This is a genomic window from Paracoccus everestensis, assembly GCF_021491915.1.
GTDB classification, from domain to species: Bacteria; Pseudomonadota; Alphaproteobacteria; order Rhodobacterales; family Rhodobacteraceae; genus Paracoccus; species Paracoccus everestensis.
In genome coordinates this window covers 582,252-595,762 of the sequence record NZ_CP090836.1, presented here as the reverse complement: position 1 = coordinate 595,762, position 13,511 = coordinate 582,252, and the positions used below count along the sequence as shown (strand labels likewise).

The window sequence follows — 13,511 nt, the reverse complement described above, 5'->3', positions numbered from 1 at the left end:
CGACAAGGTCAGCGCTTGCGGCGCCGCTTGGTGGCGCGCTTGATTTCGGCCAGCCGGGACTTGGTGGACATGGGCCGGGGTCCGCGCCCGCGCCGCCCCTTTTGCGGGTCGCGCGGCAGCGGCTGGCCGTCCAGTTCCAGCAGATCCAGCGTCAAGCCGCCGGTCATCGGGATCGCCTCGGCCAGGCGCACGGTGACGCGCTGGCCCAAGCCGATTTCCAGCCCCGTATCGCTGCCGATCAGCATCTGCGCGTCGGGATCGAAGTGGAAATATTCCTGCCCGATGGCGCGGATAGGCAGAAGCCCGTCAGCCCCGGTTTCGTCCAGCTTGATAAAGGCGCCGAACTTCTGGACGCCGCTGATGCGGCCCGTCATCTCGGTTCCCACGCGTTCGGCGAGGTATGCCGCAAGATAGCGGTCGGTCGTGTCGCGCTCGGCCGCCATGCTGCGGCGTTCGGTTTCGCTGATATGGGTGGCCGTTTCGGACAAACGGTCCAGATCCTGGCCCGACAATCCGTCCTTGCCCCAGCCATGCCCGCTGATCAGCGCGCGATGCACCACCAGGTCCGAATAGCGCCGGATGGGCGAGGTGAAATGCGCATAGCTTTTCAGCGCCAAGCCGAAATGACCGAAGTTTTCCGGGTGGTAATAGGCCTGGGTCATCGACCGCAGCGTGCTGATGTTGATCAGCTCGTCGAAATCGGTGCCTTCCGATTGGGCCAGCAGGCGGTTCAGGTGGCTGGTATGCAGCACCTGCCCCTTGGCCAGCGTGAAGCCTGATGCCTGGGCCACCTCGCGCAGCGCGTCGATCTTGGCGAGGCTGGGTTCCTCGTGGACGCGGAACAGCAGCGGTCGCTGGCGGCGGGTCAGTTCCTCGGCCGCGGCGACATTGGCCAGGACCATGAACTCCTCGATCAGGCGATGGGCGTCGAAGCGTTCGCGGAAATTGACCGCCTTGACGCGCCCATCCTGGGTCAGCTCGATCCGGCGTTCCGGCAGGTCCAGGTCCAGCGGCTGCCGGCGGGCGCGCGCGTCCTTGAGCAGGGCATAAGCGTGCCACAGGGGACGGATCACGCTGTCCAGCAGCGGTTCGGTTTGCGCATCCGGGTTGCCGTCCGCCGCCGCCTGCGCCTGTTCATAGGCAAGGCTGGCGCGGCTGTTCATCATGCCGCGGTGGAAGTTATGGCCGATCTTGTTGCCCTGCGCGTCCAGCCGCATCCGGACGGCAATCACCGGGCGATCCACGCCCTCGTGCAGCGAACACAGGTCGGCCGACAGCGCCTCGGGCAGCATGGGGACCACGCGGTCGGGGAAATAGGTTGAATTGCCCCGCAGCCAGGCCTCGCGGTCCAGGGCCGAGCCGGGGGTGACGTAATGGGCGACATCGGCGATGGCGACCCAGATGGTCGCGCCGCCGTCCTCCTCGATATGGGCGGCGACCGCATCGTCGTGGTCGCGCGCATCTGACGGGTCGATGGTCACCAAGGGCAGGTCGCGCAGATCCTCGCGGCCCTTCATGGTCGCGGGCTTGGCGCCCTCGGCCTCGGCGATCACGGCATCGGGGAAATCGTCGGGGATGCCGTGCTGGTGGATGGCGATCAGGCTGACCGCGCGGGGGGCGGACGGGTCGCCCAGCCGGTCGATGATCCGCGCCATCGGCAGGCCCAGCCGGCCCTTGGGTCCGACCTGTTCGGCCTGAACCAGTTCGCCATTCTGCGCGCCCTGGGTGGCGTCGGGACGGACGCGCCATTCGCGGTCCTGGCCCTTGTCGATGGGGACGATGTGGCCGCCCTCGGCTTCCTTGCGGAAGATGCCGGTGATGCGGTGGGGCGCGGCGGTGATTCGGCGGATCAGGCGGGCCTGGTATTGATAATCCTCGCCCTGCACCTCGACCAGGCGGCCCAGGAAGCGGTCGCCTCGGCCAAGGGCCGGATCGGTGTCGCGGGGGGCGTAATGGATGCGCGGCATCGGGCCTTCGCCCTGCCATTCCAGGGGCCGGGCAAACAGGTCGCCGGACCCGTCAGGGGGCAGCAGTTCCAGCACCGTGACAAGGGGCAGACGCTCGGCGTCCTGGTAATGACGGCGGCGGCGTTCAAGCTGACCTTCGGCTTCAAGCTCCTTGAGCAGGCGCTTCAGCTCGATCCGTTCGGCGCCCTTGATGCCAAAGGCCTTGGCGATGTCGCGCTTGGAATTGGCGTCGGGATTGTCCGCGACCCATTCCATGATCTGTTCCTTGCTGGGAATCTGGGCCATGTGTCGGTCCTTCAAAGGTCGCGGGTCATGTCACGATGCGGGATTCCGGCATCGTCGTAAACGGGACCATATGCGGTAAAGCCCAGCTTTTCGTAAAATCCGAGCGCGTGGGTCTGCGCCCCCAGCTTGGCGCGGGTGATGCCCGGCTGCACGCGCAGCACGTCAAGCGCCGCCCGGATCAGCGCCGCGCCCAGGCCCGTGCCGCGCGCCCTGGGCAGCACGCAGACGCGGCCGATCTTGCCCGTGTCGCCGTCCAGCAGGATGCGGGCGCTGCCGATCGGCTGGTTTTCGTGAGTGGCCAGCAGGTGGATGGCGCCGCCGTCCAGGTCGTCGATCTCTCGATCCTCGGGAACACGCTGTTCCTCGATGAACACGGTGCGGCGCAGGGCAAGGCAGGCGGCAAGGTCGGTCGTCTGTTCGATCTTCATTCGAAATATTTTTCCAGGATCCGCTGGTAGATGGTCTTGAGCTGCTGGACCTGCGCTACGGGCACGCGTTCGTCCACCTGGTGCATATAGGCGCCGACAAGGCCGAATTCGACCACCGGGCAGTGGTTCTTGATGAACCTCGCGTCCGAAGTGCCGCCCGTGGTGGACAGGACCGGCTGGCGGTTGGTTTCCTGCGTGACCACGCTGCGGACCAGATCCACGAAGGGGCCGGGCTGGGTCAGGAAGGCCTCGCCGCTGATCTGGCTGTCGATGGTCAGGGCGACGCCGGTGGCCTGGGTCACGCGGGCAGCGCGGGCCTTCAGTTCGGCTTCCAGGCTGGCCCCAGTATGCAGGTCGTTGAAGCGGATGTTGACCACCGCCCGCGCGGTTTCCGGGATCACGTTGGACGCCGGATTGCCGCAGTCGATGCTGGTGATCTGCAAGCCGGTCGGGTCGAAGTGATCCGTCCCCCCGTCCAGCGGCGCGGCGATCAGGTCGTTCAGGTATGCCGTCAGGGCGTGCAGCGGGTTTTTCGCCCGGTGCGGATAGGCGGCATGGCCCTGCACCCCCTTGGCGGTGACCGTATAGGTGGCCGATCCGCGCCGGCCGATCTTCATCATCTCGCCCATGATTTCCGGGTTCGAGGGTTCGCCGACGATGCAGGCATCCATGCGTTCGCCATTCGCCTCCATCCAGTCGAGGATGGCGGTGGTGCCGTCGCGGGACGGGCCTTCCTCGTCCCCGGTGATGGTCAGGATCACCGCGCCGTCGGGGGGCGTCTCGCGCACGAAGTCGATGGCGGCGGCGACAAAACCCGCGACACCGGATTTCATGTCGGTCGCGCCGCGTCCCCAGATGATCCCGTCCTCGACATGGCCGCTGAAGGGGGGATGGGTCCAGGATCCCAGGTCGCCCGGCGGGACCACGTCGGTATGGCCGTTGAAGCCCAGGGCACGCGCCCCCTTGCGGCCCCAGCGGGCGAACAGGTTGGGCGTGCCGTTGCGGTCCACCCGGTGAACCTCGAACCCCGCTTCCGCCAGCAGGTCGCCCAGCAGGACAAGGGCGCCCGCTTCATTGGGCGTCACGGACGGGCAGCGGATCAGGCGGGCGGTCAGGTCGGCGGCGTCGATCATGTCAAATCCAGTCTGAAAGGGCGCGGCGGACAAGGTTCAGGCCGGTGATGACCAGCAGGACCAGCGTCCAGCGGCGGAATTGTGCGGCATCCATGCGATCCTGCAAGGCAAAGCCCGCCAGCATCCCCGCGAAGGCCGGGATGCACAGCGCCGCCGAAAGGGGGATCGTCTGCGCGTTCAGGATGCCGGACAGAAGATGTGCCACCGTCAGCCCCATCGCGCCCAGCAGAAAGACGACGCCCTGCACCCGCACCTGTTCCTGCTTCGGCACGCCCAGGGACAGCAGCAGCACGATCAGCGGCGGCCCCCAGATGCCCGAGATGCCGCCGTAAAGCCCGCCGATGATGCCGGTCAGGATCTCGACCCGGCGGCGGTGATGGATGGACAGGGCCAGGGGCTTGCCCGCCAGTTGCCACAGGGCAAAGGCCAGGATCGGTCCGCCCAGCAGCGCATACATCAGCCCTTGCGGAATCGACCGTGCCAATCCTGCCGAAATCGCCATCGCCACCAACACCATGGCGATGTGCCAGCGGAAGTTGCCGATGGACTGGATCGCCGCTGCAGGTCCTTGCCGCAGGGCCTGGTGAAAGTTCGTCGTCAGCACTGGCAGGATCAATGCCGCAAGCGCCGTTTGCGGCGGCAGGATAGAGGCGAAGGCCGAGGCCATGATCAGCGGCATGGCGAATCCGATGGCGCCCTTCACAAAGCCTGCAAAGGCCGTGACGGCAAAGATCGTCCAGAACTGCCAGGGATCCAATCCAAACATCCGGGCCACGCTAAACGCCCCGGCAGGAAATGAAAATGCCGCTTGGCGCCATTCCCGCGCGGACATTTTCGTTCCTGTTGGGGGCTTCGTGCGCATAATTGTTGCGCTGCGCCTGCGAAGGCGCTACCCATGCCGCAATGCCGCAAAAGGGGTTCAGACCATGAAAGACATGCCGCACCAGACCGACTCTGTCCTGTCCGACCTGGCCCAACTGCAATCGCGCGCCACCGAATCCTTGCGCGGCCTGGTTACCGTCAACGGCAAGCTCGATGCCGAGGGGATGGAAACTCACCAGCACGCAGCCCATGCGCTGTCCTGGCTGGCAACCTATGTCGAGGCGCTGCGCCAGCTTGCCGCTTGGTCCGCCCGCGTGGGTGGCGAAATCGAAGGCCTGATCACCCAGATCGGCTTTGGCGAATACCTGACCCAGATCGCAGGCGGCATCCCGATGAGCCAGACGGAATTCGCCCGGCTGTCCGACCTGGGGGTGAAGTGGGAGCCGTCCGAGGCGGCCCGCGCCCTGATGGGGGGGAACACACGCGAGGCCCGCGCCCGGCTGGCCGCGCTGATTGCGGAAAACAAGGGCAGCGCCACCTTCGGAGCCTCGGGCCTGGACGAGGATCTGGAGATGATCCGCGACCAGTTCCGCCGCTGGACCGACGACAAGGTGGTCCCGCACGCCCATGGCTGGCACCTGAGGGACGAGCTGATCCCGATGGAGATCATCGCGGAATTGGCCGAGCTGGGCGTCTTCGGCCTGACCATCCCCGAGGAGTTCGGCGGCCTGGGCCTGTCCAAGGCGGCGATGGTTGTCGTGTCCGAGGAACTGTCGCGCGGCTATATCGGTGTGGGTTCGCTGGGAACGCGCAGCGAGATTGCGGCCGAACTGATCGGGGGCGGCGGCACCGAGGCGCAGAAGGCCCATTGGCTGCCCCGCCTTGCGTCCGGGGAAATCCTGCCCACGGCGGTGTTTTCCGAACCAAACACCGGCAGCGACCTGGGCAGCCTGCGCACGCGGGCGGTTCTGGATGGCGATACCTGGACCATCACCGGCAACAAGACCTGGATCACCCATGCCGCGCGCACCCATGTGATGACGCTGCTGGCGCGGACCGATCCCGACACCACCGATTATCGCGGACTGTCGATGTTCCTGGCCGAAAAGACGCCGGGCACGGACGCCGATCCCTTCCCCACCCCGGGCATGACCGGCGGGGAAATCGAGGTGCTGGGCTATCGGGGCATGAAGGAATACGAGCTTGGCTTTGACGGTTTTGCCGTCCGGGCAGAAAACCTGCTGGGCGGCGTCACCGGCCAGGGCTTCAAGCAGTTGATGCAGACCTTCGAATCCGCCCGGATCCAGACCGCCGCCCGCGCCATCGGCGTGGCGCAGAACGCCTTGGAACTGGGCCTGCAATACGCGCTTGACCGCAAGCAGTTCGGCAAGCCCTTGATCGCCTTTCCGCGTGTGGCCGACAAGCTGGCGATGATGGCGGTGGAGATCATGGTCGCGCGGCAGCTGACCTATTTCAGCGCTTGGGAAAAGGACCACGGCCACCGCTGCGACCTGGAAGCCGGGATGGCCAAGCTGCTGGGCGCGCGAGTGGCCTGGGCCAGTGCCGACAATGCGCTGCAAATCCATGGCGGCAACGGCTTTGCGCTGGAATACCAGATCAGCCGGGTGTTGTGCGATGCACGCATCCTCAATATTTTCGAAGGTGCAGCGGAAATTCAGGCGCAAGTGATCGCCCGGCGTCTGTTAGGCTGATCGCATTTCGTCTAGGGTGCTGCAACCAAAGCGGTTTTGCCGCATTCCCCTCGACGATCGCCCACAGGAGTTTCCCTCATGCCCCGCCTTGCCCGACTTGGCACATTCGGCGCGCTGACCGCCGCAGCCCTTGTTCTTGCCGCCTGCGAACCCGCGCCCGCCGTGGATCCGGTCAACGACCGGGGCTTCATCCCGGGGGGCGATTATGCCCTGGTCGGCATGGATGGCGCGACCGTGCCCTTGCGCAACATGACGCTGACCATTGCCGAGACCACCGTGTCGGGCCGCGGCCCCTGCAACGGTTATGGCGCCAAGAACAACGCGGAACTGCCATTGGTCGCCTTGTCGCCGCTGCAAAGGACCAACGTCCCCTGCGGCAAGAACACCACGATTGAAAACCGCTTCTTTTCGGTCCTGCAATCGGCGACCGAGATGGAATATTACGGCGGCGTGCTGAAGGTGAAATCGCCCCAAACCTGGCTGATCTTCGAACGCGGCGTGACCGGGGCGCAGGCCCAGGTCACGGCGGTCGATCAGGCACGAGCCGGCCAATAAGAAGGCGGTCAGCAACCGTTCTTCGGCTGGCCGCGCGTCAGCCGGTCCACAAGACGCTGGCGGGCGGCCGGAACCGCGCGGCCCACCAGTTCGCCCGCGATGCGCGCGGTCAGGAAATGCCCGGTGATCGCCAGTCCCTCGGCCAGGCCATGCCCGCGATTGTCGCCCGCCCCGCCCAGGATGCCTGGCAGGGGCAGCAGCCGGTCAGCCCATTCCCCCGCCCCTTCGCGGCTGACGGCGCGGCCCGATTTCGGGCTGACATAGGCCAGGCCTTCCTGCCCGCCCGTCACGGCGCAGGCGGACAGATCCAGGCCAAAGCCCATCTCCTCCAGCAGGCGCATTTCCCAGTGCAGGTAATCGGCGCCCCAGTCGGTGCCGGTTTCCATCAGGTCCAGCAGGCGTTCCGTATCGGCCACCAGCGCCGGATGCGGGTCGCGTTCGGGCAGGGCAAAGACCAGCAGCGCACAGACCGCGTTCAGCCCCGCCAAGGCCAGCGGATCGGCCATCAGCCCTGACCGAAGCCGCACCGGCTCGACCGCGAATGTGCCAAGCTGGTCGTCCCGCCGCGCCCGCCACCGCAGATCCAGCCGTGATCCCGGTTGCAGCATCGCCGCCCGTTTCTGGGATACGCCCCCCTGCACCAGCCCGGAATGGCGGCCATGCAGGTCGGTCAGCACGTCCAGGATCACCGCCGTCTCGCCATGCTGGCGCCGCGCCAGGACGGTGCCTTCGGCCTGCCACTCCATTCACGCATCCGGCAGGGTCAGCGACCCGTCGTGGGCCAGCGGCCAAAAGGGATTGGTGGCGATTTCCCAGACATGGCCATCGGGATCGGCGAAATATCCCGAATAGCCGCCCCAGAAGACCTTTTCGGGCTGCTTCAGAACCGTGGCGCCGGCGTCGATGGCTGCCTGGAACACCGTGTCGGTTTCCCTGTCATCGGGGCAGTTCTGCGCCAGCGTGACCGCCCCGGTTCCCAGCCCCGCGCCCGGCCTGCCCTGATCGGCGGCCAGATCGGCCAGCCCGAACAGGGCCAGCACCGCGCCGTTCATCTGATAGAATGTCACGCCCGGCTGCGAACCGGCATGGGGCGACCATCCCCAGGCTTCGTAAAAGGCCCGTGCGCGGTCCATGTCGGCCACGCCCAGGGTGACAAGCGTGATGCGCTGACGGGACAAGGACATGGCACCTCCGGCTGGCAGCTTGGCACGGGGCCGGGGCGCTGCCAAGTCAGGACATAGCCCGGCGCCGTGCCCCTGCCCCGCGCAGCATCGACAAGGTATAGATGACAAGGGCCGCCCAGATCATCGGAAAGGCGATCATCTGCGCCGCGCCGAAGGGCTCGCCAAAGACCAGGACGGCGGTCAGAAAGATCATCGTCGGCGCGATGTATTGCAGGATGCCGATGGTGGACAGCCGCAACTGCTTGGCCGCCGTGGCATAGCAGATCAGCGGCACGGCGGTGACAGGACCGCAGCCGATCAGCAGGATCGTGTCCCAAGCATTGCCGGTGGCGAAATGCGACCCGCCGCTGGCCGTCAGCCAGATCACATAGGCCAGGGCCGGGGGCGTCAGCAGCAGCACCTCGAGCGTGAAGCCCTGGGTCGGGCCCAGCGGCAGGCTTTTCTTGCAATAGGCATAAAAGCCCCAGGTCAGCATCAGCCCGATTGCGACCAGCGGAAGCCGCCCAAGCTGCACCGTCAGCACCACCACCGCCAGCGCAGCAAGCGCGACTGCCGCCATCTGCGCCCTGCTCATCTTCTCGCGCAGCAGGGTGGCGCCCATCAGGATGCTGAACAGCGGGTTGATGTAATATCCAAGCGCGGCGTCAAGCGCGTGGTTGTTGCCCACCGCCCAGACATAGATCATCCAGTTCACCGAAATCAGCGCCGCCGTCACCATCGCCATGCCCAAAAGGCGCGGCTGGCGCAGGGCGCCCGCCACCTCGGCCCAGCGCCGCTGCAGCATCAGGACCGCAAGCGCGATGGGCAGCGACCACAGCACGCGATGCGCGATCACCTCGGACGGGGGGACATGGGCCAGTTCCTTCATGAACAAGGGCAGAAAGCCCCACAACACATAGGTCGCGGTGGCCAGGATCAGGCCGCGCAGGGAATCACCGGAAGGGGGCGTGTTGCTCATGCCCATTTGCATAGGCTGCAAACCGTGATCACGCCAGTCCCGGCTTGTCCAGCAAGGTGCGGCCATCGCGGCTCTCGATCTCGATCACCCACAGGTCGGGGTCGAAGCCGCGCTGCCGGGCAATGGCCCCGTCCACGTCGCGTTCCGGCCCTTCGGCCATCACCTGCCAGGGGCGACTGTCGGTATCGATATTCCATTCGCGCCCGTAAAGCATGGCGGTCCCGTCCAGCAAGGCGCATTTCACCAGCACCGCACCGGCGGTCGCGTCGCCGCGCGCGGTCACATAGGCGGGGATATTGGCAAGCCCCAGACGCGCCAGATAGGCCGAAACCCAGATGCCCGACGCAAGCCTTGGTTCAGGCATCGCCGTCGCGGAAATCGAGGCCCATTTCGTTATAGCGCTCGGCCTCGTCCAACCAGTTTTCCCGGACCTTCACCTGCAGGAACAGATGGACGCGGCGGCCCATGAATTCCTCAAGCTCGGCGCGGGCGGCCTGGCCCACGGCCTTGATCGTCTCTCCGCCCTTGCCAAGGACGATGCCCTTGTGGCCGGGACGCGACACATAGACGATCTGGTCCACCTTTGCGGATCCGTCATTGCGTTCTTCCCAGGCCTCGGTTTCCACCGTCAACTGATAGGGGATCTCCTCGTGTAGGCGCAGGGTCAGCTTTTCGCGGGTGATTTCCGCCGCGATCATCCGCATCGGCAAGTCCGCGATCTGGTCTTCGGGATACAACCAGGGGCTTTCGGGCAGGGTCGCGGCCAGCCAGTCGCGCAACTGGTCGCAGCCATAGCCCTTTTCGGCGGAAATCATGAAGGTGCTGACAAAGGGATAGGCCGCGTTCAGTTCGGCCGACAATGCCAGCAGCGTTTCGGCCCTGACGCGGTCGATCTTGTTGATGATCAGCCCCACGGGAGTCTGGCCATCCAAGGCCTTCAGCGACTCGATGATCGCCTTGGCGCCTTCGGTCAGTCCCCGATGCGCCTCGACCAGCAGCAGGACGATATCGGCGTCGGCTGCCCCGCCCCAGGCGGCCTTGACCATGGACCGGTCCAGCCGGCGGCGCGGGCGAAAGATGCCGGGCGTGTCCACAAAGACGATCTGCGCCGCCTCGTGGATCGCGATGCCCCGGATGCGCGCGCGCGTCGTCTGCACCTTGTGGGTGACAATGCTGACCTTGGCGCCGACCATCTGATTGAGCAGCGTGGATTTTCCGGCATTGGGTTCGCCGATCAAGGCGACGAAACCGGCGCGGGTCGGACCTGTGGCGGTTGGTGTGGTATCGGTCATGCGCGGCCCTCCAGCCGGTCCAGCAGCGTTTGCGCCGCCGCCTGTTCGATGCTGCGTTTGGTGCCCGCGCCCTGGGCCTGCGACTCGCGGCCATCGGCCAGGCGTGCGGTGATCAGGAAGATCGGCGCGTGATCCGGGCCGCTGCGTTCGGTCTGGATGTAAGCGGGGGGCGGCATTCCATTGGCCTGCGCCCATTCCTGCAACGCCGTCTTGGCATCGCGGGGATCGTCCTCCAGGCTGTCCAGGCGGCCCGCCCACAAGCGCATCACGATCCGGCGCGCGGCATCGAAACCCGCGTCCAGATAAACGGCGGCCAGCACAGCCTCCATCGCGTCGGCAAGCAGGGCTTCCTTGCGGCGCCCCCCCGACATCATCTCGGACCGGCCCAGCTTCAGCACATCGCCCAAACCGATCTCTCGGGCAATGGCGGCGCAGGTTTCGCCCCGGACCAGCGCGTTGTATCGCGGCGCAAGCTGGCCCTCGCTGGCTGATTTGTCGGCGTCGAACAAGGCCTCGGCCATGACCAGGCCCAGGACGCGGTCGCCCAGGAATTCCAGCCGCTGGTTGTCGGGCCGCGTGGCGGAGGCGATGGAGCCATGCGTCAGCGCGCGCACCAGCAGTTCGGGACGCGCGAAGTCGTGCCCAAGCCGGGCCATGAAGGCGCGGATGTCGGCTCCGGGTTTCAATCGACCGCCTTGAAGAAGCGGTCGGCCCGCCAGGTCCAGAAATACAGAAGCGACCGCCCCGCCGAGGAGAACATGATCCGGTCGGCGCGCCCGATCAGGTACTGCGCGGGCACGAAGCCCAGGCCGCCGATTTCCTGGGGGAAACGCGAATCCTCGGAATTGTCGCGGTTGTCGCCCATGAAGAAATACTGGCCTTCTGGCACGGTAAAGGTGGGCGTGTCGTCCGCGAAGGCGCCGTCCTGGATGTTCAGGATGTCGTGGCTGCGTCCGTTCGGCAGGGTTTCGGTGAAGCGCTGCTTGATGCATTCGCCCCCTTCGGGCACCGGCTCGTTCACGCAGCGCGGGATCAGGCCCTGCGGTCCTTGCTGTTGCTTGATTTCCACGAAATCGCTGGCGGGCGTGATGGGAACTTCCTGGTCGTTGATCCACAACCGGCCATTGCGCATCTGGATCGTGTCGCCCGGCAGGCCGATCAGCCGCTTGATGAAATCGACGCCGCGCGTGGGGTGGCGGAACACGACCACATCGCCGCGCTCGGGTTCGGACCCCAGGATCCGGCCGCTGATGGGACAGATCGAGAAAGGGCAGGAATATCGGGAGTAGCCATAGGCCATCTTGTTGACGAACAGGAAGTCGCCGATCAGCAGCGTGTCCTTCATTGAGCCTGACGGGATCCAGAAGGGCTGGAAGAACAGCGTGCGGAAGATGCCCGCGATGACAAGCGCCCAGAACACGGTCTTGACCGTTTCCCACACACCTTCCTTTTTCTTGCCCGCCGTGCTGTCGGCCATAAGCGTCGTCCTTCGTCATCAAGCGCGGGCGAATGGCCGCATCGGCGCGTTCATGGTCCCCGGCGGGGGGAAAAGTCAAGATTGGGCAGGCCCGGGCCGCGCCTCGATCACCACGAAAGCCTGCGCCCAGGGGTGATCGTCGGTCAAGGTGACGTGAACGACGGCATGGTGGCCCGGCGGCGTCATCCGCGCCAGCCGGTCGGCGGCCCAGCCGGTCAGTTCCATCACCGGCTGGCCGGATCGCAGGTTGCTGACCGCCATGTCGCGCCAGCTGATCCCCATGGCCAGCCCGGTGCCCAGCGCCTTGCTGCACGCCTCTTTCGCGGCCCAGCGTTTCGCCAGGGTGCCTGCCTCGTCCCTGCGGCGCGCGGCCTTGGCCAGTTCGGTTGGCGTGAAGACGCGGGTGCGGAAGCGGTCGCCGAAACGATCCAGCGTGCCGGCAATGCGGTCGATATTGGCAAGGTCGGTGCCGATGCCCAGGATCATGGCGACCATCCCAAGCTGGAAGGGACCGTCATTCCCGCACCTCTGTCGCGATCTCGCCGGTCTGCTGGTTGATCGTGACCACCAGCCTGTAGGGCTCGCCTTCGGGGGCAGCGTCGGCATAGCGGGTTGCGGGCAATGTCAGCACCAGCCCCTTCTGGGGATCATAGTCCGCCTGGCGTAAGGCGAAATCCAGGCCATAGAAGCCGATGCCGTCCGCGCCGATCACGCGGCATTGCCGCAGCCCCAACTCGTCGCGCGGCGGGCTGATGACGGCCAGCTTCCAGGCCCCGCCAGCGGGTTCGACCATGTCCAGCAGGGCCACGCGGATATCGCCGTCGGCATAGGTGGCGGTGTTGCTTTCCCACGGCTCGGCGATGGCATCGACACGGTCGCCATCGCCGCAGGGCTTCACCTCGACCTGCTGGGCCTGAAGCGGCCCCGCCAGCAGCAAAAAGGCAGCCGCCAGCCGGATCATGCCCGCGCCCCTTCCATGCAGCGCCGCATTTCCCGAATTGCGCCATCCAAACCGATAAAGACCGATTCCGCGATCAGGAAATGGCCGATGTTCAATTCCTTGACCTGCGGGATGGCGGCGATGGGGCCTACCGTGTCGAAGGTCAGGCCGTGGCCTGCATGGACCTCCAGCCCCAGGCTGTCGGCAAAACGCGCGCCTTCGACCAGCCCGGCCAGTTCCCTGTCGCGGTCAAGGTGGCGGCCCTCGGTGTCCAGGTCGCAATAGGCGCCGGTGTGCAGTTCCACGACCGCCGCGCCGATGCGGGCGGCGGCCTCGATCTGCGCGGCGTCATGGCCGATGAACAGCGACACACGGCAGCCCGCCTCGCGCAGGGGGGCGATGTAATCCGCCAGCATTGCCTGGTTTCCTGCCACGTCCAGCCCCCCTTCGGTGGTGCGTTCCTCGCGCTTTTCGGGAACGATGCAGACGGCATGGGGGCGGTGGCGCAGGGCGATGGCCTGCATTTCCGCGGTGGCGGCCATTTCCAGGTTCAGCGGCAGCCGCAGGTTCGCCATCAGCGCGTCGATATCGGCGTCGCTGATATGGCGGCGGTCTTCGCGCAGATGGGCGGTGATGCCGTCGGCGCCCGCGGCTTCGGCCAGGCGTGCGGCGCGCAGGGGGTCGGGCCAGGGCGTGCCGCGCGCGTTGCGAATGGTTGCGACGTGATCGATGTTGACGCCAAGACGCAGCATGGTCCC

16 protein-coding genes are annotated in these 13,511 nt (G+C 66.4%); 2 read left to right on the top strand and 14 right to left on the bottom strand.

Annotated elements, in window-relative coordinates:
- Nucleotides 1-8: 8 nt before the first annotated feature.
- The 4 genes from rnr to LZ585_RS02990 are packed head-to-tail and all read right to left on the bottom strand — an operon-like array spanning nucleotide 9 to nucleotide 4,579.
- Nucleotides 9-2,252 (bottom strand): ribonuclease R, encoded by a 2,244-nt coding sequence (gene rnr / locus LZ585_RS03005; RefSeq protein WP_234854974.1) that lies wholly within the window; start codon nucleotides 2,250-2,252, stop codon nucleotides 9-11.
- 11 nt (nucleotides 2,253-2,263) lie between these two features.
- Nucleotides 2,264-2,680: a GNAT family N-acetyltransferase gene (locus LZ585_RS03000; protein WP_234854973.1), complete on the bottom strand. Its 417-nt coding sequence runs from the start codon at nucleotides 2,678-2,680 to the stop codon at nucleotides 2,264-2,266.
- On the bottom strand, nucleotides 2,677-3,813 hold the full coding sequence (dapE, locus tag LZ585_RS02995) for a succinyl-diaminopimelate desuccinylase (protein WP_234854972.1): 1,137 nt from the start codon (nucleotides 3,811-3,813) through the stop codon (nucleotides 2,677-2,679). Before dapE ends, LZ585_RS03000 begins: the two co-directional genes overlap by 4 nt.
- 1 nt (nucleotide 3,814) lies before the next feature.
- Nucleotides 3,815-4,579: a sulfite exporter TauE/SafE family protein gene (locus LZ585_RS02990; RefSeq protein ID WP_234854971.1), complete on the bottom strand. Its 765-nt coding sequence runs from the start codon at nucleotides 4,577-4,579 to the stop codon at nucleotides 3,815-3,817.
- A gap of 160 nt (nucleotides 4,580-4,739) precedes the next feature.
- Here LZ585_RS02990 and LZ585_RS02985 point away from each other — a divergent pair, with 160 nt between their 5' ends.
- Together LZ585_RS02985 and LZ585_RS02980 are read left to right on the top strand one after the other, a co-directional pair.
- The gene (locus LZ585_RS02985; protein ID WP_390625091.1) at nucleotides 4,740-6,347 is read left to right on the top strand and encodes an acyl-CoA dehydrogenase family protein; all 1,608 of its coding nucleotides are present in this window, start codon (nucleotides 4,740-4,742) and stop codon (nucleotides 6,345-6,347) included.
- Nucleotides 6,348-6,425: 78 nt separating this feature from the next.
- Nucleotides 6,426-6,902, top strand: coding sequence for an META domain-containing protein (locus LZ585_RS02980; protein WP_234854970.1), 477 nt, complete (start codon nucleotides 6,426-6,428; stop codon nucleotides 6,900-6,902).
- Nucleotides 6,903-6,910: 8 nt separating this feature from the next.
- On the opposite strand, the gene recO is transcribed toward LZ585_RS02980, so the two are convergent.
- The 10 genes from recO to LZ585_RS02930 all read right to left on the bottom strand — a co-directional run bounded on the left by recO (nucleotide 6,911) and on the right by LZ585_RS02930 (nucleotide 13,505).
- A complete protein-coding gene (gene recO / locus LZ585_RS02975) occupies nucleotides 6,911-7,648 on the bottom strand; it encodes a DNA repair protein RecO (protein WP_234854969.1) in 738 nt (245 codons plus the stop codon).
- Nucleotides 7,649-8,080: a VOC family protein gene (locus tag LZ585_RS02970; protein ID WP_234855736.1), complete on the bottom strand. Its 432-nt coding sequence runs from the start codon at nucleotides 8,078-8,080 to the stop codon at nucleotides 7,649-7,651.
- 52 nt (nucleotides 8,081-8,132) lie between these two features.
- Nucleotides 8,133-9,050, bottom strand: a complete 918-nt coding sequence (rarD, locus tag LZ585_RS02965) for an EamA family transporter RarD (protein WP_390625090.1) — start codon at nucleotides 9,048-9,050, stop codon at nucleotides 8,133-8,135.
- A gap of 22 nt (nucleotides 9,051-9,072) precedes the next feature.
- Nucleotides 9,073-9,408 (bottom strand): DUF1491 family protein, encoded by a 336-nt coding sequence (locus LZ585_RS02960; protein ID WP_234854967.1) that lies wholly within the window; start codon nucleotides 9,406-9,408, stop codon nucleotides 9,073-9,075.
- The gene (era, locus tag LZ585_RS02955; protein WP_234854966.1) at nucleotides 9,401-10,336 is read right to left on the bottom strand and encodes a GTPase Era; all 936 of its coding nucleotides are present in this window, start codon (nucleotides 10,334-10,336) and stop codon (nucleotides 9,401-9,403) included. The genes LZ585_RS02960 and era overlap by 8 nt, the downstream gene beginning before the upstream one ends.
- Nucleotides 10,333-11,022 (bottom strand): ribonuclease III, encoded by a 690-nt coding sequence (gene rnc, locus LZ585_RS02950; protein ID WP_234854965.1) that lies wholly within the window; start codon nucleotides 11,020-11,022, stop codon nucleotides 10,333-10,335. The genes era and rnc overlap by 4 nt, the downstream gene beginning before the upstream one ends.
- Nucleotides 11,019-11,813, bottom strand: coding sequence for a signal peptidase I (lepB, locus tag LZ585_RS02945; protein WP_234854964.1), 795 nt, complete (start codon nucleotides 11,811-11,813; stop codon nucleotides 11,019-11,021). Before lepB ends, rnc begins: the two co-directional genes overlap by 4 nt.
- Before the next feature lie 75 nt (nucleotides 11,814-11,888).
- Nucleotides 11,889-12,299, bottom strand: coding sequence for a holo-ACP synthase (gene acpS, locus LZ585_RS02940; protein ID WP_234855735.1), 411 nt, complete (start codon nucleotides 12,297-12,299; stop codon nucleotides 11,889-11,891).
- A gap of 28 nt (nucleotides 12,300-12,327) precedes the next feature.
- Nucleotides 12,328-12,774: a hypothetical protein gene (locus LZ585_RS02935; RefSeq protein WP_234854963.1), complete on the bottom strand. Its 447-nt coding sequence runs from the start codon at nucleotides 12,772-12,774 to the stop codon at nucleotides 12,328-12,330.
- Entirely contained in the window at nucleotides 12,771-13,505 is a 735-nt protein-coding gene (locus LZ585_RS02930; RefSeq protein WP_234854962.1) for a pyridoxine 5'-phosphate synthase, read from the bottom strand. The genes LZ585_RS02935 and LZ585_RS02930 overlap by 4 nt, the downstream gene beginning before the upstream one ends.
- Nucleotides 13,506-13,511 lie beyond the last annotated feature (6 nt).

What these genes read in the sequence shown, in the direction of transcription:
- rnr (WP_234854974.1), bottom strand. Translation starts at nt 2,252, where the DNA reads ATGGCCCAGATTCCCAGCAAGGAACAGATCATGGAATGGGTCGCGGAC.
- LZ585_RS03000 (WP_234854973.1), bottom strand. Translation starts at nt 2,680, where the DNA reads ATGAAGATCGAACAGACGACCGACCTTGCCGCCTGCCTTGCCCTGCGC.
- dapE (WP_234854972.1), bottom strand. Translation starts at nt 3,813, where the DNA reads ATGATCGACGCCGCCGACCTGACCGCCCGCCTGATCCGCTGCCCGTCC.
- LZ585_RS02990 (WP_234854971.1), bottom strand. Translation starts at nt 4,579, where the DNA reads ATGTTTGGATTGGATCCCTGGCAGTTCTGGACGATCTTTGCCGTCACG.
- LZ585_RS02985 (WP_390625091.1), top strand. Translation starts at nt 4,740, where the DNA reads ATGAAAGACATGCCGCACCAGACCGACTCTGTCCTGTCCGACCTGGCC.
- LZ585_RS02980 (WP_234854970.1), top strand. Translation starts at nt 6,426, where the DNA reads ATGCCCCGCCTTGCCCGACTTGGCACATTCGGCGCGCTGACCGCCGCA.
- recO (WP_234854969.1), bottom strand. Translation starts at nt 7,648, where the DNA reads ATGGAGTGGCAGGCCGAAGGCACCGTCCTGGCGCGGCGCCAGCATGGC.
- rarD (WP_390625090.1), bottom strand. Translation starts at nt 9,050, where the DNA reads ATGGGCATGAGCAACACGCCCCCTTCCGGTGATTCCCTGCGCGGCCTG.
- LZ585_RS02960 (WP_234854967.1), bottom strand. Translation starts at nt 9,408, where the DNA reads ATGCCTGAACCAAGGCTTGCGTCGGGCATCTGGGTTTCGGCCTATCTG.
- era (WP_234854966.1), bottom strand. Translation starts at nt 10,336, where the DNA reads ATGACCGATACCACACCAACCGCCACAGGTCCGACCCGCGCCGGTTTC.
- lepB (WP_234854964.1), bottom strand. Translation starts at nt 11,813, where the DNA reads ATGGCCGACAGCACGGCGGGCAAGAAAAAGGAAGGTGTGTGGGAAACG.
- acpS (WP_234855735.1), bottom strand. Translation starts at nt 12,299, where the DNA reads ATGATCCTGGGCATCGGCACCGACCTTGCCAATATCGACCGCATTGCC.
- LZ585_RS02935 (WP_234854963.1), bottom strand. Translation starts at nt 12,774, where the DNA reads ATGATCCGGCTGGCGGCTGCCTTTTTGCTGCTGGCGGGGCCGCTTCAG.
- LZ585_RS02930 (WP_234854962.1), bottom strand. Translation starts at nt 13,505, where the DNA reads ATGCTGCGTCTTGGCGTCAACATCGATCACGTCGCAACCATTCGCAAC.